This window comes from Sphingomonas sp. 1185 (genome assembly GCF_040544655.1).
Taxonomy (GTDB): domain Bacteria; phylum Pseudomonadota; class Alphaproteobacteria; order Sphingomonadales; family Sphingomonadaceae; genus Sphingomonas.
On the sequence record NZ_JBEPKL010000008.1, the window covers coordinates 121,906 to 142,649 of the forward strand.

Sequence of the window (20,744 nt, forward strand, 5' to 3'; positions counted from 1 at the left end):
AGCAATCGTTTGCAAGCCTGACTTTGCAAACCATTGCATAAAAATCCGTTAACTGTGATCGGAAAAACACAGTGCATGGCCCGGCATCGAGACGGTGGGATCGCAAACCTTTGCATGCTATGGCGCGGCAAAAGGGAGAGGATGGCATGATGAGCGACAGCCCCGCCGAGGCGATCCGGTCGGTCCTGATCGTCGGGGGCGGCACCGCCGGGTGGATGACCGCCGCCGCGCTGGCGCATGCGATGCCGCGCGGGTTGACCATCACGCTGGTCGAATCGGATGCGATCGGCACGGTCGGGGTCGGCGAGGCGACGATCCCCCCGATCCGGCTGTTCAACCAGACGCTGGGCATCGACGAGGCGGAGTTCCTGCGCGAGACGAAGGGCAGCTTCAAGCTGGGCATCGAGTTCGTCGGCTGGGGTCGGGAGGGGCATCGCTATTTCCACCCCTTCGGCACGCATGGCAAATCCTTCGATCTGGTCGCGGTGCATCAGCATTGGCTGGCGGCGGGCGGGGCCCAGGGGGCGACGGTGCCGTTCGACGAACTGTCGATGGCCTGGGGCGCGGCCAGACGCGGCCGGTTCGCCGCGCCGATGGCCGACCCGCGCAGCGTCGCCTCGACCTTCGACTATGCCTATCATTTCGATGCCGGGCTCTATGCCCGCTATCTGCGCCGCTATGCCGAGGCGCGCGGCGTGGTGCGTGTCGAGGGGCGGATCGCGGGCCATGCGCTGGAGGGCATGCGCGGTCATGTCGCCTCGGTCACGCTGGAGGATGGCCGCGTGCTGGCGGCGGACCTGTTCGTCGACTGCTCGGGCTTTCGCGGGCTGCTGATCGAGGAGGCGCTTGCCACCGGCTATGAGGACTGGACGCACTGGCTGCCCTGCGACCGCGCGGTGGCGGTGCCGTGCGTGACCGGCGGCGACGGCCTGACGCCCTATACCCGCTCGACCGCGCGCGCCGCCGGGTGGCAATGGCGCATCCCGCTCCAGCATCGCACCGGCAACGGCTATGTCTATTGCAGCCGCCATGTCTCGGACGATGAGGCGGCGGCGACGCTGATGGCCAATCTGGACGGCGAGCCGCTGGGCGATCCCCGACCGCTGCGCTTCACGACGGGGCGGCGCAAGCAATTCTGGAACCGCAACGTCGTCGCCATCGGTCTGTCGAGCGGGTTCATGGAGCCGCTCGAATCGACCAGCATCCACCTGATCCAGGCGGGGATCGCCAAGCTGCTCGCCTATTTCCCGACCCGCGCCTTCGCCCCCGCCGCGATCGAGGAATATAACCGCGTCGCGATCACCGAATATGAGCGGATCCGCGACTTCATCATCCTGCACTACAAGCTGACGCAGCGGACCGATACGCCGCTATGGCGCGACTGTGCGACCATGCCGATCCCCGACACGCTGGCGATGAAGATCGGCCATTTCCGCGAGAGCGGGCGGCTGGTCGCGCGCGACATGGACCTGTTCGGCCCGGCGAGCTGGGCGGCGGTGCATCTCGGCCAGTTCAACATTCCCGAGGGGCCCGACCCGCTGCTCAGCTATGGCGACCCCGCACAGAGCCGCGCGTTCGTCGGCAAGCTGGCCGACGCGATCGGTCAGATGGCGGAATCGATGCCCAGCCATGCCGACTGGCTGAAGCGCATCGGGGCGACCGCGTAACGACGCGGCTTATCGCAGGAAAAAGGTCAAAGCCCCTCGCCGCCCACCCATTGCGCATGGGCGAGCCGTCGGGCGAGTTCCCAATTTTGCTGGCGCAGATCGGGGACCGCGACGACTTCCCACAGGCCGCCGCGCGTCATCGGGCCAATGCAATAAAGCCGGTCGTCCACCCCGCCATCGGCCGCGACGACATGGCTCTGCGCATCGACCTCCAGCCCGATCCGCAGCGCATCCGGCCGGATCATGCCGCCCGCCAGCAACTGCCGGATCAGCGGTTCGCGGGAGCGGAGCAGATCGCCCTGCGGCCCGGTGCAGTTGACGATCCGCGCCACGCGGAGCGTCTCCACCGCCTCCGCCCCGCGGGGTCGCCAATGGACCACCGCGCCCGCGCCGTCCGGCTCGACCCGCACCAGCTTGCCGCCCGCGATCGACAGGCGCCCCGCCGCGACCAGCGCATCGACCCGGTCGGCGACCGAGGGGGCGAGCCGGTGGCGGTGCACGTCCCAATAGGGGCGGACATGCCGCAGGAAGCGCGCCCGCGTCGCGCCATCGGCCGCGCCCCACATCATCTGCGTCACCGGCCGCAACGCATCCACCGCGCCGCGCCAGCCCTGTTCGGCGGCGGCGCAGCGGACATGCCGGACCAGCGCCGACAGGCTGGCGGCGGGGCGTTCGCGAAGCGGCGCGACCGGCGGGGTCTCGGCGTGACGGCGCGGCGCCAGCCCCCGGCGCGAGATGGCGACGATGCGCCCGCCAAAGCCGCTCGCGTCCAGCAGCAACGCCGCATCGATCGCGGTCAGCCCGCTGCCGACCAGCAGCACCCGGTCGTCCGCGCCCAGCCCCTCGGCAATGTCGCCCGCCCAGGGGTCCTCGCGATAGCAGCCCTGGTCCAACACGGCCGGATCGATCCCCGGCGGCGTATGCGGCGGCAGATTGCCCAGCGCCAGCACCACCGCGTCGGCGCCGAGCGAACCGCCCTCCGCCAGATCGAGCCGATAGCCCTGCCCCGCCCGCTCCAGCGCCGTCACCTCGCCGCTCGCCAATGTCAGCCGCGCGGGGTCCGCCGCGATCGTCTCCATCAACAGGTCGCGCAGATAGTCGCCATAGACCCGGCGCGGCACGAAGGTCTTCGCATCCCCCGCCCCGCGCGCGACCAGCCAGCGGACGAAATGATCGGGATCGTCGCGCAGCGCGCTCATATTGCCCGCGCGGACGTTCAGCAGATGCTCGGCATGCGCCGCGCTATAGGCGACGCCGCGCGCCAGCTGGTTCGCCCGCCGCTCGATCAGCGTGGCGCGCGGGCCCCCATGGCGCACCAGATTGATCGCCAGCAGCGTGCCCGCAAAGCCGCCGCCGATGATCGCGACATGGTCGATCCCCGATGTCATGACCCGGCTGTTCCTTTCCTCGTCGCGAACCGCCACCGTCTGTAATCGCATCGGCCGCGATCGCCACGCAGATTTCTGTATACGATTTTGGCCAGCACCGTTACGCTATGCGCTTTGCAAGCGAATATAGGGCGGGTCGATGCGGTCGTGCTGGCGAATTTCCGGGCTTTTGGTTTCCCTTTCCCCGCTGGCCCTTTCCCTGCCCGTCGCGGCGCAGACCGCGACGACGCCCGCTACCCCGTCGCTGTCGGTCGAAACCATTTTCGGGCCCGGTGCGGTCCGCACGCAATCGGTGCGGGAAAGCCGCTGGGGCAAGGACGGCGAGAGCTATCTCGCGCTGGAGGCGGGCCCCAAGGGCGGGCAGGACATTATACGCTACACGATCGCCGACGGCGCGCGGACGGTCGTGGTGCCCGCGACCGATCTGGTCCCGCCGGGCGCGACCGCGCCGCTCGACATCGACCGCTATCAATGGTCGCCCGACGACCGCTGGCTGCTGATCCAGACCAACGGCCAGCGTTTCCGCCGGACCAATGCGCTGGCCGATTACTGGCTGTTCGACCGGACGACGCGCAAGCTGCACCGGGTCGGCGGCAACCTGCCCGCCTCGACCACCCTCTATGCCAGCATCTCGCCCGACAGCCGCCGCATCGCCTATGTCCACAAGAACAACCTGTATGTCGAGCCGGTCGAGGGTGGCGCGGCGCTGGCGCTGACGAAGGACGGCGACGACTATATCGTCAACGGCCTGGCCGACTGGGTCTATGAGGAGGAATTCTCGGTCCACCGCGCCTTCGACTGGAGCCCGGATTCCAGGCGGATCGCCTTTTTCCGTTTCGACACGCGCGGCGTCGGCACGTTCGACATGATCAAGAATACCGGCGGCCAATATTCGCAGGTCATTCCGCTGCAATATCCCAAGGCGGGCACGACCAATTCGGCGGTGACGGTGGCGGCGGTCGACGTCGCGGACGGCCAGACCCGCTGGTTCAAGCTGGATGGCGACCCGCGCCAGAACTACGTGCCGCAGATGAGCTGGGCGGGCGGATCGGACGCGGTCTTCATCCAGCAGTCGAACCGGCTTCAGAACACCTACAAAGTGCTGCTCGGCGATCCGGCGACGGGTTCGGTCCGGCCGGTGATGACCGAGAAGGACGCCGCCTGGGTCGAGGCCAATGTCGCGCCCGAATGGCTGAACGGCGGGCGCCGCTTCACCTGGCTGTCCGAACGCGACGGGTGGCGGCATCTCTACACCATCGACCGGGCCAGCGGCCGCGCGAGCCTGCGCACGCCGGGCAAGTTCGACGTGGTCGAGCTGCTCAATGTCGATGAGAAGGCGGGCTATGCCTGGTTCATCGCCTCGCCCGACAATCCGACCCAGCGTTACCTCTATCGCACCACCTTGTCGGGCAGTCCGAAGGTCGAGCGGCTGACCCCCGCCGGTCAGCCGGGTACGCACAGCTACGACATCGCGCCGGGCGAGCATTGGGCGCTGCACACCGTGTCCCGCTTCGATGCGCCGCCGGTGACCGACATGCTCGACATGACGCGCCAGCAGCCGCTGCGCACGCTCGCCGCCAACGCGCCGCTGGCCAAGGTCGTCCGGGACAGCGGCCTGCCCGCCACCGAATTCTTCCGCGTCGATATCGGCGGCGGCACGCAGCTCGACGGCTGGCTGATCAAGCCGCCGGGCTTCGATCCCGCCAAGCGCTATCCGATCCTGTACTTCGTCTATGGCGAACCCTGGGGCCAGACGGTCGCGGATCGCTGGGCGGGGGCGCAGGGGCTGTGGCACCGGATGCTCGCGCAAAAGGGCTATCTGGTCGCCAGCCTCGATCCGCGCGGCACCGCCACCCCGCGCGGGCGCGACTGGCGCAAGAGCATCTATCGCCAGGTCGGCATCCTCGCCTCCGCCGATTATGCTGCGGGCGTGAAGACGATGCTGGCGACGCGGCCCTATATCGATCCCGACCGGATCGGCATCTGGGGCTGGAGCGGCGGCGGCGCGATGACGCAGAACGCGCTGTTCCGCTATCCCGATCTCTACAAGACCGGCATCGCGGTGGCCGGGCCGACCGACATGAAGCTCTATGACACCATCTATCAGGAGCGTTACATGGGGCTGCCGCAGGACAATGCGGACGGCTATAAAAATGGTTCGCCGATCACCTTCGCCGACCGGCTGAAGGGCAATCTGCTGCTGATCCACGGCACGCTGGACGACAATGTCCATTATCAGAACCAGGACCAGCTGGTGGATCGCCTGATCCACTTCAACAAGCCCTTCTCGATGATGGCCTATCCCGACCGCAGCCACGGCATCTATGAGGGCGAGAATACTAGCATCCACCTCTATTCGCTGATGACCCGCTATCTGGAGACGAACCTGCCGCCCGGCGGGCGGTAAGGTCTTCCAAACGGCACGGGCGCGGCCGGTCGGGCGATGACGACGCCCTGATCGGCCGCAAGCCGTGCCACTTTGGGAACGAAACATGCGCGGCCGCTCATGCAATCGTTTGTTGCAATCCCTTGCGCGGCGCGGCATGATCCCGCGCGACGCGGCAAGCCAGCGATAGACCATGGCCCACCCCCGCGTGCGAGAGGATCTCGATGACCCCGTCCACCCCCGCCGCCGGAACCATGGCCCCGATCAAACCCCGCCTTTCGCTGGTCCGCATCCTGGAGATGAATCTGGGCTTTCTGGGCCTTCAGTTCAGCTTCGGGCTGCAACAGGGCAATATGGCGCCGATCTACAGCTATCTGGGCGCGTCGGAGGCGCAGATTCCGCTGTTGCAGATGGCCGGGCCGATGACGGGCCTGCTGATCCAGCCGCTGATCGGCGCGATGAGCGACCGGACCGACAGCCGCTGGGGCCGTCGCACCCCCTATTTCCTGGTCGGCGCGGTACTGTGTGCGCTCGGGCTGTTCTTCATGCCGCTCAGCTCGTCGCTGCTGATGGCGGTGTCGCTGCTCTGGATTCTCGACGCGGGCAACAACATCACCATGGAGCCCTATCGCGCCTATGTCTCCGACCGGCTGGACGGGTCGCAGCATAATATCGGCTTTCTGACCCAGAGCGCCTTTACCGGCCTGGCGCAGATGCTCGCCTTCCTCACCCCCTCGATCCTGGTCTGGGCGGGAATGAACCCTGACTGGGTCGACGGGCACAATATCCCCTATACGGCGCGCGTGGTCTTCATGATCGGCGCGGCGCTGTCCTTCATCACCATCGTCTGGTCGATCCGGCGCGTGCCCGAATTGCCGACGAGCGAGGCGGAGCGCGCGCGCATCGCCGCCGCGCCCAAGGGGATCGGGCCGGTGCTCAAGGAGATCGGCGACGCGATCCGCGCCATGCCGATGCCGATGCGCAAGCTGGCGCTGATGAGCCTGTTCCAATGGTATGCGATGATGGCCTATTGGAACTATGTCATCTACGCGATCGGCCGTTCGGTCTATGGCACTGCCGATGCCACTTCGTCGGGCTTCCATGCCGCCGTGCTGACCAATGGCGAGGTCGCGGCCTTCTATAACGGCGTCGCCTTCGTCGCGGCCTTTGCGATGGTGCCGCTGGCCAAGCGCTGGGGGGCGGCGCCGCTCCACGCGCTGTGCCTGGTCATCACCGGCATCGGCATGATCGCGATGCCCCATGTCACCAGCAAGGCGATGCTGTTCCTGCCCGCCATCGGCATCGGGCTGGGCTGGGCCAGCATGATGGGCAACCCGTACGTCATCCTGGCGGGCTCGATCCCGCCCGAGCGGACGGGCGTCTATATGGGCATCTTCAACATGATGATCGTCATTCCGATGCTGATCTTCGGCGTGACCCTGCCCCTGTTCTACCAAGACTGGCTGGGCAGCGATCCGCGCAATGTGCTGACCCTGTGCGGTGTGCTGATGCTGCTGGCCGCCGTCTCCGTGTTCACGGTGCGCGCGCGGGGGCGGGAGGGCCTGCCCCTGGGCGCGGTGCCGCAAGCCTGATCCCCCTCCCCCCTTTCTGCTCCGAGGTATTATGACGATCACCCCCGCCCATTGGTCGGCCGAGGCGCTGGCCGGGATCGCCGCGCAAGACGATGCCCGCCTGCCCGTCTTCACCGCCGCCGATGTCGTGCCGATCCTGCCCGACCACGACCTGTGGGACATGTGGCAGATCGCCTATGCCGATGGCCGCACCGCCTTTCTCGGCGGGCGGAGCTGGTGGTTCTTCCTCGCCACGCCGCGCTTCGAGGACCCCGAGATGCGCCATGACGAAGCGCGCATCCGGCTGACCAGCCACGGTGCGGACGGCTGGCGCGATCACGGCGTGACCTTCCCCGACGGCTTCACGCCGGGCAGCCGCGAATGGTCGGGCTCGGCGGTGCTGGGCGAGGACGACACGACGCTGACCATGTATTTCACCGCCTCGGGGCGGCGCGGCGGTCCGCGCACCTTCGAGCAGCGATTGTTCGAGACGGTCGGCCGCTTCCTGCCCGAGGAAGGGCGCACCGAGGGATGGAGCACGCCGGTCGAGAGCGTCGCGGCGGACGGGCATCACTATATCGTCGCCAACCAGGCCGAACCCGAAAATGGCGGCATCAAGGGCTTTCGCGATCCCGGCTATTTCCGCGATCCGGCGGACGGGGCGGAGTATCTGCTGTTCGTCGGATCGGCGGGCTGGGTGAAACAGGATATCGATGGCGTGGTCGGCGTGGCGAAGCGCGAGGGCGACCGCTGGGCGATCCAGCCGCCGCTGATCGAATCGCTGGGCGTCAACAGCGAGCTGGAGCGGCCGCACATCATCCTGCGCGACGGCCATTATTACTGCTTCTGGTCGACGCAGGGCAAGCGCTTCGCCCCCGGCCTGGGCGCGCCGACCGGGCTCTATGCGATGGTCGCGGAGCGGTTCGACGGGCCGTGGCGGCCGGTCAACGGCACCGGCCTGGTCGCGGGCAATCCGGTCGAGGAACCGACCCAGGCCTATTGCTGGTGGGTGACCGGCGAAGGCGATGTCATCAGCTTCGTCGACTATTGGGGACTGGAGGGCCGCGACGCCGGTGCCGACCCGGCGCTGCGTCGCCAGCGTTTCGGGGGCACCGCCGCGCCGTGGTTCCGCCTGGCCTTTGACGGAGACCGGGTGACGATCGCGCGCGACTGAGCCCGGTCAGGCGGAGTCGCGGGCGATCAGTTCGGGGGTCAGGATCACCGATCCGGCTTCCTGGCCCGCGATCCGCGCGAACAGCGCATCGACCATCGCCTGCGCGCCGGTCGCGACATCCTGGCGGATGGTGGTGATGCGCGGCACCGCCTGCGCCGATAGCGGCAGGTCGTCATAGCCGATCACCGGCAGCGCGTCGGGCACCGTGATCGCGCGGTCGGCCAGCACGCGCACCGCCGTCATCGCGATCATGTCGGAGGCCGCGGCGATGCCGTCGATGGGCATGGTGCCGCCGCCCTGTTCCAGCAACGCGTCGATATGCGCCGCAATCTCCCGCTCCATCAGGTCCGAGGCGAGATGCGTGGCGAGCTGGATCAGCTGAGCATCCACTCCCGCCGCCGCGATCGCCTCGGCCACGCCGTCATGGCGCTGGCGGATTTCGGGCGCGCTGGCGTCGCCCAGAAAGGCGATGCGACGGCATCCGCGCGCGATCAGCCGTTCGCCGACCAGCCGCCCGCCCGCGCGATTGTCGGTGCCGACCGCGACATGCACCTGATCGGGCAGCGTCACGCCCCAGGCGACCAGCGGGCGATAGCGCCGCGCCACCCGCTCGATCGCGTCATACTGGTTGGACTGGCCGATCAGCAGGACGCCGTCGACCATTCCCGAATCGACCACCCGGTCCAGCCAGTCCTCGGCATCGGGGATGATACGCGAGAGCATCACGTCATAGCCGCTCTCGGTCAGCGCATCGGCCAGATAGCCCAGCATGGTCATGAAGAACGGGTCGGACAGATGCTGGCGACGCTCATGCCCCAGCGGCACGACGATCCCGATCACCCCGGTCCGGCGGGTGCGCAACCGGCTGGCCATCTGATTGGGGCGAAAGCCATGCTCGTCGGCCAGCGACTGGATGCGCCGCCGCGTCTCTTCGTTGACCAGCGCCTTGCCGGCCAGCGCGCGCGACACGGTGCCCGGCGACACCCCCGCCAGCTGCGCCAGATCCGCGATCGTGCGCACGCGCCGCTCGCTTCCTCCCATCATATTCTCATTCATCTGCTAACGCTAACCGGACCGGCGTGGCGGGAACAAGCAGGCAACGGGATTTCCTGCGCATTCCTCACATAAATCAACGATATTGGGATGATTTTCCGCCCCCGCCGATAACGGCGCATCCCGGCCAACACCGGGATGCGCCTGTCTTCAGACCTTGTCGGTCAGTTCCGGCACGATGGTGAACAGATCGCCGACCAGACCGATATCGGCCACCTGGAAGATGGGGGCATCCTCGTCCTTGTTGATCGCGACGATGACCTTGGAGTCCTTCATGCCCGCCAGATGCTGGATCGCGCCCGAGATACCGACCGCGACATAGACTTCCGGGGCCACGATCTTGCCGGTCTGGCCGACCTGATAGTCGTTGGGCGCATAGCCCGCATCGACCGCCGCGCGGCTCGCCCCGACGGCCGCGCCCAGCTTGTCGGCAAGCGGGTCGATCAGCGCATGGAACTGCTCTTCCGAGCCCAGCGCGCGGCCGCCCGAGACGATGACCTTGGCGCTGGTGAGTTCCGGCCGGGCATTCTCGGCCTTCTCCGCGCTCACGAAGCGGGACTTGGCCGCATCGCCGGTCGAGCCGACCGCCTCGATGGTGCCCGAGCCACCCTCGGCCGCCGCCTTTTCGAAGGCGGTGGTGCGGACGGTCAGGACCAGCTTGGCGTCGCTGGTCTTGACGGTCGCGATCGCGTTGCCCGCATAGATCGGCCGGGTGAAGCTGTCCGGCCCCTCGACCGACAGGATGTCCGAAATCTGCATCACGTCGATGAGGGCCGCGACGCGCGGCGCGATATTCTTGCCGGTGGTGGTCGAGGGGGCGAGGAAGGCGTCGTGATGCCCCATCAGTTGCGCGATCAGCGGCGCGACATTCTCGGCCAGCGCGTTGGCGTAGGCCGCGTCGTCGGCGACATGGACCTTGCCGACGCCTGCGATCTTCGCGGCGGCCTGCGCCACGCCGTCGACGCCCTGCCCGGCGACGATCAGATGCACCTCGCCCAGCTTGGCCGCCGCCGTGACGGTCGCCAGCGTGGCATCCTTGACGGTCCCGCCGTCATGCTCGACCCAAACCAGCGTCTTCACTTGGCCACTCCCAGTGCTTTGAGTTTCTCGACCAGCTCGTCGACCGAGCCGACCTTGACGCCCGCCTGGCGCTTGCCCGGCTCGGCGACATGGGTGATCGTCAGCCGTGGCGCGATGTCGACGCCGTAATCGGCCGCCGTCTTGGTCACCATCGGCTTGGACTTGGCCTTCATGATGTTGGGCAGCGAGGCATAGCGCGGCTCGTTCAGACGCAGGTCGGTCGTCACGATCGCGGGCAGCGTGAGCGCCACCGTCTCCAGACCGCCATCGACCTCGCGGGTGACGTTGGCGCTCTGTCCATCGATCTCGACCTTGGAGGCGAAGGTCCCCTGCGCCCAGCCGAGCAGCCCGGCCAGCATCTGCCCGGTCTGGTTGTTGTCGCCGTCGATGGCCTGCTTGCCCAGGATCACGAGGCCGGGCTGTTCCTCCTCGACCACCTTGGCGAGCAGCTTGGCGACGCCCAGCGGTTCGGGTGCCTGGTCGGCAGTGATCAGGATCGCCCGGTCCGCGCCCATCGCGAGCGCGGTGCGCAGCGTGTCCGCCGCCTTGGGCTCGCCGATCGAGACGACGACCACTTCGGTCGCCGCCCCCTTCTCCTTCAGCCGGATCGCCTCTTCCACCGCGATCTCGTCGAACGGGTTCATCGACATCTTGACGTTCGCCAAGTCGACGCCCGTCCCGTCCGCCTTTACACGCGGCTTCACGTTATAATCCAACACCCGCTTCACGGGCACGACGATCTTCATAACCACTCTCTCAATCAGAAGCTGAAGCGGCCGCCGATCGACGCCACGAACGCACGCGCATTCTGCACCTGGCCCGAGGTCAGGATCGGCGTCTGCACCGCCGTGCCCGCATAGGCGGCGGTACGGCGATCGATGGTCGCGTTGGCGAAGTCGATATAGCTGCCTGCCGCGTCCAGCGTGAAGCGCGGGGTCAGCTTGTACGAGCCGCCGATCGAGTAGTTCCAGCGATTGGCGTCGGGCACGCGCGCGTCGCGATTGCCGTCCTGGGTCGGGGTAATGCCGCGCTGCACACCGGCACGCACCGTCAGGCGGTCATTGGCCGCATAGTCGAAGCCGCCCGCCAGCGACCAGCTGTTGCGGTAATTTTCGGGGATCGCGGTGTTGATCGGCGCGCCCAGCCGGATCGCGTCGAAATCGGCCCAGGTGAAGCGCACGACTTGCGCGTTCAGCGTCAGCTTGTCGGTGGTGCGGAAACGGCCCGAGACGATGATCTGCGCGGGGGTATAGAATTCCGCCGTCGCGCCGTCGATCGTCCGGTTCTGCCCGGCAAGGGGGCCGAGCAGGCCGCCCACTTCCAGGCTGCCCTTCAGCTTGTGCTTGATGTTCGACTTGTAGCTGATGCCGACCGTCGCCCAGTCATTATGCAGCTGGACACCGGCGGTCCAGCCCAGGTCCCAGCCATCGCCCTTCAGCCGCTGATACCCGTCCGCCAGCTGCGACGACAGGTTGGGCAGCGCATTGCCCAGTTCGGCCTTGGTATATTCGACGTTGAGCGCGCCGCCGACGCGCAGCCAGTCGAACAGCGCGATGCCCACCGAAGGCTGGATGTCGATGGTCCGCAGCTCGGTCTTGAGCGCGCTGTACCGCGCCCAGCTGTTGCCGTCATATTCGGTCGTGAAGCTGTAGGGCGAGGTGACGGCCAGGCCAACCGCGACCCGGTCGTTCAGCGGGATGGCGACCGCGCCCGAGGGCACGACGCCGCGATTGATCGGATCGCTCGACACACGGTTGCCGCCGACGGGCTGGAAGGTGGTCTGGCCCGGCCGACGGATCAGCGTGCCGGTATCGACCACATCGCCCTTGGGGATGATCGCCGAGGCGCCGAGCACCGCCTCGCCGCGCTCCATCCCCGCGATCGAGGCGGGGTTCCACCACAGCGACGAGGCCCCGGTATCGGCACCCTCGCCCGAAAAGGCGCGGCCCTGCCCCCGCGTCGACTGTTCCTGAAGATAAAAGGCCTGGCCGTGCGCCGCCCCCGCAAAGGCGAAGGAGGACGACAGGATGGCAGAGGCCAGAAGCGGAGCCCTGAAGCGCTTGGTCATGATCTTATTCCCCGAATCTTGTGTTGGATGGCGACGTGGCGGATCAGCGGATGCGGGTCCAGGTCTGCGTCTTGCACAGCGGCACGAAGACGCAGCCGCGCACCTTCAGCGTATCCGGCCCCTCGGGCGTCAGCTTCGCGCTATAGGTCTTGCCATCCTCGGCATTGTAGATGGTGCCGCCGCTCCAGGCCGCGCCGTCCTGTGAAAAGCCCTGCAGGATCAGCAGGTTCTTCAGCGGGCGATTGCGCAGCTTGGGATCGCGGTTGTTCTGGTCGGTCAGCGCCGGGTTGGTGCGCAGCTTTTCCGAGGTCAGGACGCGACCGCAGACCGACGTTCCGCATTTCTGGATCTCGACCACGCCGCCGCGCGTCTGGGTCTGCCAACGGCCGATCACCGTATCGGCGTTCGCACCGGCGGCCAGCGCCATGGCTGTCAGGCTCAACAACATGCCTCTTCTCCTCTCCATGCCCGATGATCCGGGCCGGACGCCGCCTTTTCACGGTCGCCCAGATTTCCCTATACGTTCATCATGTGACGCATAGGATAATGCCCTATGCGTATAATGCCGACGGGCCGCAATCAAGGCCCGCCGACATCATGACCATCAAAACGCCTCCAGCTCCAGCGCCATGGTCGAGCGCTTGCCCGACTTGATCGCCAGGAACGCCGCCGTCGCCTGCGGCAGGATGCGATCGAAGAAGAAACCGGCGGTGGCGAGCTTGGCGTTGTAGAAGCCTGCCTCGTCGCTGCCTTCGGCCAGTTTTGCGGTCGCGATCCGCGCCGACTTCAGGAAGCAATGCCCCATGCCGACCAGACCGAGCAGGCGCAGATAGTCGGTCGCGGCGGCACCGGCCTCCTCGGGGTCCTTCATCCCCTTCTGCGCGATCATGCCCGTGCTGAGCTGGAGCGCGCCGAACGCCTGCTGCATCCCCGCCGCCCAGCCGGCGATCGCCTTGTCCTCGGACTTGACCAGCGCCTCGACCTGTTCGGACACGGCATGGAAGAAGGGGCGCATATAGCGGCCCATATGCGCGGGCATCTTGCGGCCGACGAGGTCGAGCGCCTGGACGCCGTTGGTGCCCTCATAGATCTGGGCGATGCGCGCGTCGCGGACGAACTGCTCGATGCCATGGTCGCGGATATAGCCATGGCCGCCATGCACCTGCACCGCCATGTTCGCCGCGTCGAAGGCCAGGTCGGTGAACAGCGCCTTCACGACCGGGGTCATCAGCGCGACGAAGTCCGCCGCGCGCGACTGGTCGGCCGGGTCGATGGCATTCGCCTCGGCATCCAGCGCGCGTGCCGCCCATTGGCCCAGCGCGCGGCAGCCCTCGGCATAGGCGCGCATCGTCATCAGCATCCGCCGCACGTCCGGGTGGACGATGATCGGATCGGCGGGCAGGTCGGGGCGCTTGGCCCCGCCCAGCGCGCGGCCCTGCAACCGGTCCTTGGCATAGGCGACGGCCGACTGATAGGCGATCTCGTTGATGCCCAGACCCTGGATGCCGACCGAGACGCGCTCGGTGTTCATCATGGTGAACATGGCGGCCAGGCCCTTGTTCAGCTCGCCCACGACCCAGCCCTTGGAGTCGTTGAACTCCAGCTGGCAGGTGGCCGACGCCTTCAGGCCCATCTTGTGCTCGATCGCCGCGACGCTGACGCCGTTGGCCGGGCCGACCGAGCCGTCATCCTTGGGCAGATATTTGGGCACCAGGAACAGGCTGATCCCCTTCACCCCCTTGGGCGCATCGGGCGTGCGCGCGAGGACGAGGTGGATGACGTTATCGGTCAGGTCATGGTCGCCCGCCGAGATGAAGATCTTGCCGCCGGTCAGCCGGTAAGACCCATCCTCCTGTGGTTCGGCACGGGTGCGGAGCAGGCCCAGATCGGTGCCGCAATGCGCCTCGGTCAGGCACATGGTGCCGGACCATTCGCCAGAGATCATCTTGGGCAGATAGAAGCTCTTCAGGTCCTCCGAGCCATGGCCCATCAGCGCGGTGGTGGCGCCGTGCGTCAGGCCGGGATAGAGGCTGAACGACAGGTTGGTCGCGCAGATCATCTCCTCGACCAGCTTGTTCACCGCCTCGGGCAGCCCCTGCCCGCCATATTCGACCGGCGAGGCGAGCGCGGCCCAGCCGCCCTCGCAGAACTGGCTATAGGCGTCCTTGAACCCGGCGGGCGTGCGGACGACGCCATTCTCCAGCTTGCACCCTTCGATGTCGCCGGTGGCGTTGAGCGGGAGCAGAACCTCCTGCGTGACGCGCGCCGCCTCTTCCAGGATGGCGTCGTACAGCTCGGGGCCGAATTCGTCCTGCCCCGCGACGGGGCCGAACTCGTCTTCCTGAAACAGCTCGTGGAGGACGAAGCGCATGTCGCGCAGCGGCGCGTTATAGACTTGCATGGGATTATCCTCTCCCGATCAATTGCGCAGCGGCTTGCCGGTTTCGAGCATATGCTCGACCCGCGCCTGGGTCCGCGCGTCCTTGACGCTTTCCATGAAGGCGGCGCGTTCCAGCTTCAGCAGCTGATCCTCGCTCACCTCGTCGATGATGTCGGCCTCACCGCCGGTGACGATGTTCGCCAGACGGCCCGCCACCACCACGTCATAGGGGGTTGCGACGCCCTTCTTGGCGAAGTCGGCGACCGCGCCGCTGAACGCGACCCGCCCCGCCGCACCCGGCAGGCGGAAGACCGGCTTTTCAGGCGGCTGATAGCCCTCGACCAGCGACAGCGCCTTCTGCTTGGCATCGGCCAGCAGGCGGTCGCGGTTCATGGTGATGCCATCGTCCTTGCGGAGATAGCCGAGGTCCTTCGCCAGCGCCGCCGAGCGCGACACCTGCGCGGTCGAGATCGTCTCGAATGCCTTCATGACGGCGGGCATGGGACCTTTTGGCATTTTGGGCGACTTGGCGAGGCGGTCGATCAACTCGCCATTGCCGCCCCAGCCGGGCACCAGACCGACGCCGGTCTCGACCAGCCCGATATAGCTTTCGGCATGCGCCTGGATCGCATCGGCGTGGAGCAGGATCTCGCACCCGCCGCCCAGCGCCATGCCAGCCGGCGCGGCCACCACCGGGAAGGGTGCGTATTTCAGCGCCTTATATGCCTGCTGCCCCGCGACGACCAGCTTGTCGACCTCGCCCCAGGCCGCGATGTTCACCGCGAACATGGCAAGGCCGAGATTGGCCCCGGCCGAGAAGTTGCTGCCCTCATTATAGATGACCAGCGCCTTATACTGGCTCTTCACCAGCGCGATGGTCTTTTGCAGCAGGGTCAGCACCTGCTCGTCGAGCGCGTTCATCTTGCCGGTGAACTCGAACGCCACGACGCCGTCGCCGACATCCCAGGCCGCCGCCGAGCCATTTTTGAGCAAGGGCTCGGAGCGCAGCTTGATGTCCTCGAGCAGCAGCACGCCCTCGGCACGGACGACATCTTCATAGTCGCCGCCGATCGTCAGATATTGCCGCTTGCCATCGACCACGCGGTAGAAGGGCCGGTCGCCCGCCGTCTCCAGCAGCGCCGGGACCGGCTTGCCCTCGGCGCGCAGCCGCTCGGCCAGCTTGCCCGGCCCCAGACGGTCGATCAACTCGAACGGGCCGAACTTCCAGTTATAGCCCAGCTTCATCGCGTCATCGATCGCGACCACGTCGTCCGCCGCCTCGCCGACCATACCGGCGGCATAGGACAGCACCGGACCCAGGATCGCCCAGGCATAGTCGCCGACCTTGCCCGGCGTCGCGACCAGCGCGGCCAGGTCCTTTTCGGCGCGGGCGGGCAGACGCTCGGGCTTCTTCTCCGCGCGATATTCGCCGGTCTTCAGGTCGATCGCCTGCTTGGCCTTGGTGCCGTCGGGCTTGCGGTCGAGGCGGTAGAAGCCGCCCTTGCCCTTGCGGCCGGTAAAGCCCTCCGCGATCATCCTGTCGACCAGCGGCAGCGGGCGGATCGTGTCGAAATAGGCATCCCCCTCCGGTAGGGTCGAGGATAGCGACTTGGCGAGCAGCGGCATCAGGTCGATGCCGACCAGATCGATCAGCCCGAAAATGCCGGTCTTGGGCACGCCCATCGGACGGCCGCCGATCTGGTCGGCCTCCTCGACGGTCAGCCCCTGGTCCATCGCCGCGTTGATCGCGACCGCCAGCCAATAGGTGCCGATACGGTTGGCGATGAAGCCAGGCGTGTCCTTGGCGCGGACGATCCGCTTGCCCATGCGGTGATCGACAAACTGCTCGACCTTGGCCGCAACACCGGCATCGGTATGGTCGGAGGTCACGATCTCGATCAGCCGCATATAGCGCGGTGGGTTGAAGAAATGGGTGATGAGGAAGTCTTGTCTGAACTGCTCCGACCGCCCCTCGAGCAGATGGCCGAGCGGGATGGTCGAGGTGTTGGACGACACCGCCGTCCCCGACCGCTTCAATTCCTCCAGCCGGGCATAGAGCGCCTGCTTGATGTCCAGCCGCTCGACCACCGCCTCGACAATCCAGTCGCATTCGGCGGCCTTGTCGAGATGATCCTCGATATTGCCCGTTTCGACCAGCCTGGCGGCGGCGGGCGACATGAAGGGCGCGGGCTCGGTCTTGAGCATCTTGGCGACCGCACCCTTGGCGATGGCGTCGCGGTCGCCGCCGTCCTTGGGCACGATGTCGAGCAGCAGGACGGGCACACCGGCATTGGCGACCTGTGCCGCAATGCCCGCGCCCATCACGCCTGCGCCGATCACGCAAACCTTGTTGATCGTGTCAGTCATCATGCACGCTCCAGAACGGTCGCGATGCCCTGCCCGCCGCCGATGCACTGGGTGGCGAGTGCGTATTGGCCGCCATCGCGCGCCAGCAACGCCGCCGCCTTGCCGACAATACGCGCGCCGGTCGCGCCCAGCGGATGACCGATCGCGATCGCGCCGCCGTCCTTGTTGATCGTCTCGTCCTTCAGGTCCAGGTCGCGGATGCAGGCGATCGCCTGGCTGGCAAAGGCTTCGTTGATCTCGACCACATCGAGGTCGCTCGACGCGATGCCCGCCCGCGACAGTGCCTTCTTGGACGAAGCGATCGGCCCCAACCCCATCGTCTCGGGCTCGCAGCCCGAAATGCCGACCGCCTTGATACGGGCGAGGATCTTCAGGCCGTGGCGATTGGCGAACTCCTCCGACGTGACCAGCACGGCCGCCGCACCATCGGTCAGCGGCGAGGCGGTGCCCGCCGTGACGGTGCCGTCCTTGTCAAAGGCGGGCTTCAGGCCGGACAGCACCTCTTCGGTCGTGTCGGGACGGATCAGGCCGTCCTCGGTGACGTCGCCCGCCTTGGTGTGGATCGGCACGATCTCATCGGCCAGACGACCGGAGGCGCGCGCCTCGGCGGCCTTTTTCTGGCTGGCGACCGCGAACTTTTCCTGCTCGGCGCGGGTGATCTGATACTTCTGCGCGACATTCTCGGCGGTCTGGCCCATGCCCATATAGGCGCCGGGCCGCGCGGCGGCGAGTTCAGGGTTGGGCAGCGGGTTATAGCCGCCCATCGGCACCCGGCTCATCGACTCGATGCCAGCGCAGATGAACGCCTCGCCCGCGCCGATCTGGATCTGGCCCATGGCGATATGGATGGCCGACATGGACGATCCGCAGAAGCGGTTCACCGTCATGCCACCGACCGACAGCGGCAGGTCCGCCAGCAGGCCGATCAGCCGCGCGACGTTCATGCCCTGCTCGCCTTCCGGGAAGGCGCAGCCCAGGATGATGTCCTCGATCTCCGATGCATCGACACCGGTCCGCTCGATCAGGCCGCGAATCACCTGCGCGGTCAGGTCATCGGGACGAACCCGTGCGAGCGCGCCCTTGCCAGCCTGGGTGAAGGGAGAGCGGGCATAGCCTGCGATCACGATGTTGGTCATCCAATCCTCTCTTTATGGGCTTGCGGCCTAACGTTAAGGTGCGTTACCTACCCTATACGTCAAGACAATAAGCAACTCGACCGCAATCGACAACCGGGTATGGTCGAAAAAAGATATAGGAGAGCGACGCGATGACGGCAGGAGCCATCGGGGAAACCACGACAGGCGGTGTACCGGGTCAGGCGGCGGGACGTCCCCTGGTCTTCGAGCCGCGGCTGCTGACTGACATGTTCGAGACCACGGTACGGCGGCACGGGGATCGCCCCGCCATCGACTTCATGGGCCGAATCACCCGCTATGGCGAACTGGGCGCGATGGTCGACAAGGCCGCCGCCGGGCTCCAGGCGCTGGGGGTGAAGCAGGGCACCCGCGTCGCGCTCTGCCTGCCCAACATCATCTATTATCCCGTCCTCTATTTCGCGACGCTGAAGGCGGGGGGCATCGTCGTCAACGTCAACCCGCTCTATGTCGAGCGCGAACTGTGCCATTTGCTGGAGGATTCGGGCGCGGAGATCATCGCGACCTGCGACATTCCCGACATTTACGGCCGCGTCTCCCATGTCGCCGAGAAGCTGGGCCTGCGCCACGTCATTGCCTGTCCCGTGGCCGACGCGCTGCCGACCATCAAGGGGCTGGCCTATCGCCTGCTCAAGCGGTCGTTGATCGCCGCCCCCGGCCCCTCGCCCCGCCATCTGAGTTTCGCGCAGATGATGAAGCGCGGCGGCACCCCGGCCCCGGTATCGGCCAGGCCCGACGATGTGGCGGTGCTGCAATATACCGGCGGCACCACGGGCAGCCCCAAGGCGGCGATGCTGTCGCACGCCAACCTGATCGCCAATGCCGATGCGATGGTCATCCATACCGGCGGCGAGGAGATGATCGGCGAGGAACGTATCCTGGGCGTCCTGCCGCTCTTCCACGTCTTTGCGCTGACCACGGTGCTCAGCTTCGCGATCCGGGTCGGCGCGGAGATGATCCTGCTCCCCCGGTTCGAGCTGGACCAGGTGCTCAAGACCATCGCGCGCAGCAAGCCGACCTATTTCCCGGCCGTCCCCACCATCTACAACGCGATCGCGGGCGTGGCCGAGGCGCGCAAGGTCGACCTGTCGGCGATCAAGGCGTGCATCTCGGGCGGCGCGCCGCTGCCTGCCGAGGTGCGCGTGGCGTTCGAGACCACGACCGGGGGCAAGCTGGTCGAGGGCTATGGCCTGTCGGAAGCGTCGCCCATCATCACCTGCAACCCGATCCTGGGCGAGAACAAGGGCGGATCGGCGGGGCTGCCCTTCCCCGGCACGATCATCGAGATCCGCGACCGCGACAATCCCGACCGGCTGATGCCGCCGGGCGAGGTCGGCGAAATCTGCGCGCGGGGCCCGCAGGTCATGTCCGGCTATTGGAACAAGCCCACCGAGAGCGAACAGGTCTTCATCCACGGCGCGCTGCGCACCGGCGATGTCGGCTATCTGGACGAGGACGGCTATCTGTTCATCGTCGACCGGATCAAGGACGTGATCCTGTGCGGCGGCTATAACGTCTATCCCCGCATGATCGAGGAGGCGCTGTACGAGCATCCCGCCGTCGCCGAGGCAGTCGTGATCGGCATCCCCGACCCCTATCGCGGCCAGTCGCCCAAGGCCTTCGTCAAGCTGGCCGCCGATCATCACGCGACGCCCGAGGAACTGCGTGTGTTCCTTCAGGACAAGGTCAGCAAGATCGAGCTTCCCCGCGAAGTCGAAATCCGCGAAAGCCTGCCCAAGACCCTGATCGGCAAATTGTCGAAAAAGGAACTGGTCGAGGAAGAATTGGCGAAGGCGGCGGCGGCGCGGCCGGTGGGGGAACAGGCGAAGTGACGGATACGGAGGAGTTGCGCGGCATCCAGGATGTCGCCAACAGCCTGGGGGTGACGACGCGCACGTTGCGCTTCTACGAGGATCGCGGGCTGATCGAGCCGCGACGGGTGGGCACCGCGCGCGTCTATTCCAAGCGGGAAACGGCGCGGATGCAGCTGATCCTGCGCGGCAAGCGGCTGGGCTTCTCGCTGCGCGAGATCGAGGAGTTCCTGCGGCTGTACGATGCCGATCCCCAGCATGTCGAACAAATGCGCGCGCTGGCCGAGCGATGCCATGCGCGGATCGGCGAACTCCGCCAGCAAATGACCGCGCTGGTCCAGACGGTCGACGAACTGGAAACGATCGAACGCGAGGCACGCGAACGGATCGCGAAGGCGGGGACGTAATCGCCCCTTGTTCCTCCCCTGCAAGGGGAGGTGGCAGTCCGAAGGACTGACGGAGGGGTGTCACCATCGGCGGGGACACCCCTCCACCAGCTTCGCTGGTCCCCCTCCCCATCTGACGATGGGGAGGATTTGGGGCCGACCGACATTCAGCGATGCCTTTCCGTCCCTCGCCCCTCGCAGAGGGGAGAGGGTTGCGCAGACTTGGTCTTTGCGAGAGCAAAGGCTTAGTCGGAGCTGG

15 protein-coding genes are annotated in these 20,744 nt (G+C 67.0%); 6 read left to right on the forward strand and 9 right to left on the reverse strand.

Annotated features, from left to right (window positions below):
* The first annotated feature begins 149 nt into the window (after positions 1–149).
* Positions 150–1,667 (forward strand): tryptophan halogenase family protein, encoded by a 1,518-nt coding sequence (locus ABIC44_RS08425; RefSeq protein ID WP_354294852.1) that lies wholly within the window; start codon positions 150–152, stop codon positions 1,665–1,667.
* 26 nt (positions 1,668–1,693) lie between these two features.
* Here ABIC44_RS08425 and ABIC44_RS08430 read toward each other — a convergent pair whose 3' ends face one another.
* The gene (locus ABIC44_RS08430; protein ID WP_354294820.1) at positions 1,694–3,055 is read right to left on the reverse strand and encodes an FAD/NAD(P)-binding protein; all 1,362 of its coding nucleotides are present in this window, start codon (positions 3,053–3,055) and stop codon (positions 1,694–1,696) included.
* A 169-nt stretch (positions 3,056–3,224) separates the two neighbouring features.
* Between ABIC44_RS08430 and ABIC44_RS08435 the strand changes: the two genes are divergently transcribed.
* The 3 genes from ABIC44_RS08435 (at position 3,225) to ABIC44_RS08445 (ending at position 8,186) form a co-directional block, all read left to right on the forward strand.
* Positions 3,225–5,462 carry a S9 family peptidase gene (locus ABIC44_RS08435; protein WP_354294822.1) on the forward strand — a complete coding sequence of 746 codons (2,238 nt, stop codon included), beginning with the start codon at positions 3,225–3,227 and terminating at the stop codon, positions 5,460–5,462.
* Between the two features lie 203 nt (positions 5,463–5,665).
* Positions 5,666–7,033 (forward strand): MFS transporter, encoded by a 1,368-nt coding sequence (locus tag ABIC44_RS08440; protein ID WP_354294823.1) that lies wholly within the window; start codon positions 5,666–5,668, stop codon positions 7,031–7,033.
* 31 nt (positions 7,034–7,064) lie between these two features.
* Complete coding sequence (locus ABIC44_RS08445; protein ID WP_354294824.1) at positions 7,065–8,186, forward strand: glycoside hydrolase family 68 protein; 1,122 nt, start codon at positions 7,065–7,067, stop codon at positions 8,184–8,186.
* Positions 8,187–8,192: 6 nt separating this feature from the next.
* On the opposite strand, the gene ABIC44_RS08450 is transcribed toward ABIC44_RS08445, so the two are convergent.
* From ABIC44_RS08450 to ABIC44_RS08485, 8 genes are all read right to left on the reverse strand, one after another.
* Positions 8,193–9,230 carry a LacI family DNA-binding transcriptional regulator gene (locus tag ABIC44_RS08450; protein ID WP_354294826.1) on the reverse strand — a complete coding sequence of 346 codons (1,038 nt, stop codon included), beginning with the start codon at positions 9,228–9,230 and terminating at the stop codon, positions 8,193–8,195.
* Positions 9,231–9,389: 159 nt separating this feature from the next.
* Positions 9,390–10,319: an electron transfer flavoprotein subunit alpha/FixB family protein gene (locus ABIC44_RS08455; protein ID WP_354294828.1), complete on the reverse strand. Its 930-nt coding sequence runs from the start codon at positions 10,317–10,319 to the stop codon at positions 9,390–9,392.
* Positions 10,316–11,065, reverse strand: a complete 750-nt coding sequence (locus ABIC44_RS08460) for an electron transfer flavoprotein subunit beta/FixA family protein (RefSeq protein ID WP_354294829.1) — start codon at positions 11,063–11,065, stop codon at positions 10,316–10,318. Before ABIC44_RS08460 ends, ABIC44_RS08455 begins: the two co-directional genes overlap by 4 nt.
* A 14-nt stretch (positions 11,066–11,079) precedes the next feature.
* On the reverse strand, positions 11,080–12,387 hold the full coding sequence (locus ABIC44_RS08465; protein ID WP_354294831.1) for an OmpP1/FadL family transporter: 1,308 nt from the start codon (positions 12,385–12,387) through the stop codon (positions 11,080–11,082).
* Positions 12,388–12,430: 43 nt separating this feature from the next.
* A complete protein-coding gene (locus ABIC44_RS08470) occupies positions 12,431–12,835 on the reverse strand; it encodes a DUF2147 domain-containing protein (protein WP_354294832.1) in 405 nt (134 codons plus the stop codon).
* A 156-nt stretch (positions 12,836–12,991) separates the two neighbouring features.
* The gene (locus ABIC44_RS08475) at positions 12,992–14,788 is read right to left on the reverse strand and encodes an acyl-CoA dehydrogenase C-terminal domain-containing protein (protein WP_354294834.1); all 1,797 of its coding nucleotides are present in this window, start codon (positions 14,786–14,788) and stop codon (positions 12,992–12,994) included.
* 18 nt (positions 14,789–14,806) lie between these two features.
* A complete protein-coding gene (locus ABIC44_RS08480) occupies positions 14,807–17,134 on the reverse strand; it encodes a 3-hydroxyacyl-CoA dehydrogenase/enoyl-CoA hydratase family protein (RefSeq protein WP_354294853.1) in 2,328 nt (775 codons plus the stop codon).
* Positions 17,134–18,270: a thiolase family protein gene (locus ABIC44_RS08485; RefSeq protein ID WP_354294835.1), complete on the reverse strand. Its 1,137-nt coding sequence runs from the start codon at positions 18,268–18,270 to the stop codon at positions 17,134–17,136. Before ABIC44_RS08485 ends, ABIC44_RS08480 begins: the two co-directional genes overlap by 1 nt.
* Before the next feature lie 131 nt (positions 18,271–18,401).
* Here ABIC44_RS08485 and ABIC44_RS08490 point away from each other — a divergent pair, with 131 nt between their 5' ends.
* Entirely contained in the window at positions 18,402–20,120 is a 1,719-nt protein-coding gene (locus tag ABIC44_RS08490; protein ID WP_502959834.1) for a long-chain-fatty-acid--CoA ligase, read from the forward strand.
* On the forward strand, positions 20,117–20,506 hold the full coding sequence (locus ABIC44_RS08495; RefSeq protein WP_354294837.1) for a MerR family transcriptional regulator: 390 nt from the start codon (positions 20,117–20,119) through the stop codon (positions 20,504–20,506). The genes ABIC44_RS08490 and ABIC44_RS08495 overlap by 4 nt, the downstream gene beginning before the upstream one ends.
* Positions 20,507–20,744: the final 238 nt, after the last annotated feature.

Coding starts and splice junctions, on each gene's coding strand:
- ABIC44_RS08445 (WP_354294824.1), top strand. CDS start 7,065: ATGACGATCACCCCCGCCCATTGGTCGGCCGAGGCGCTGGCCGGGATC.
- ABIC44_RS08465 (WP_354294831.1), bottom strand. CDS start 12,387: ATGACCAAGCGCTTCAGGGCTCCGCTTCTGGCCTCTGCCATCCTGTCG.
- ABIC44_RS08470 (WP_354294832.1), bottom strand. CDS start 12,835: ATGTTGTTGAGCCTGACAGCCATGGCGCTGGCCGCCGGTGCGAACGCC.
- ABIC44_RS08440 (WP_354294823.1), top strand. CDS start 5,666: ATGACCCCGTCCACCCCCGCCGCCGGAACCATGGCCCCGATCAAACCC.
- ABIC44_RS08480 (WP_354294853.1), bottom strand. CDS start 17,134: ATGACTGACACGATCAACAAGGTTTGCGTGATCGGCGCAGGCGTGATG.
- ABIC44_RS08490 (WP_502959834.1), top strand. CDS start 18,402: ATGACGGCAGGAGCCATCGGGGAAACCACGACAGGCGGTGTACCGGGT.
- ABIC44_RS08450 (WP_354294826.1), bottom strand. CDS start 9,230: ATGATGGGAGGAAGCGAGCGGCGCGTGCGCACGATCGCGGATCTGGCG.
- ABIC44_RS08460 (WP_354294829.1), bottom strand. CDS start 11,065: ATGAAGATCGTCGTGCCCGTGAAGCGGGTGTTGGATTATAACGTGAAG.
- ABIC44_RS08430 (WP_354294820.1), bottom strand. CDS start 3,055: ATGACATCGGGGATCGACCATGTCGCGATCATCGGCGGCGGCTTTGCG.
- ABIC44_RS08425 (WP_354294852.1), top strand. CDS start 150: ATGAGCGACAGCCCCGCCGAGGCGATCCGGTCGGTCCTGATCGTCGGG.
- ABIC44_RS08475 (WP_354294834.1), bottom strand. CDS start 14,788: ATGCAAGTCTATAACGCGCCGCTGCGCGACATGCGCTTCGTCCTCCAC.
- ABIC44_RS08485 (WP_354294835.1), bottom strand. CDS start 18,270: ATGACCAACATCGTGATCGCAGGCTATGCCCGCTCTCCCTTCACCCAG.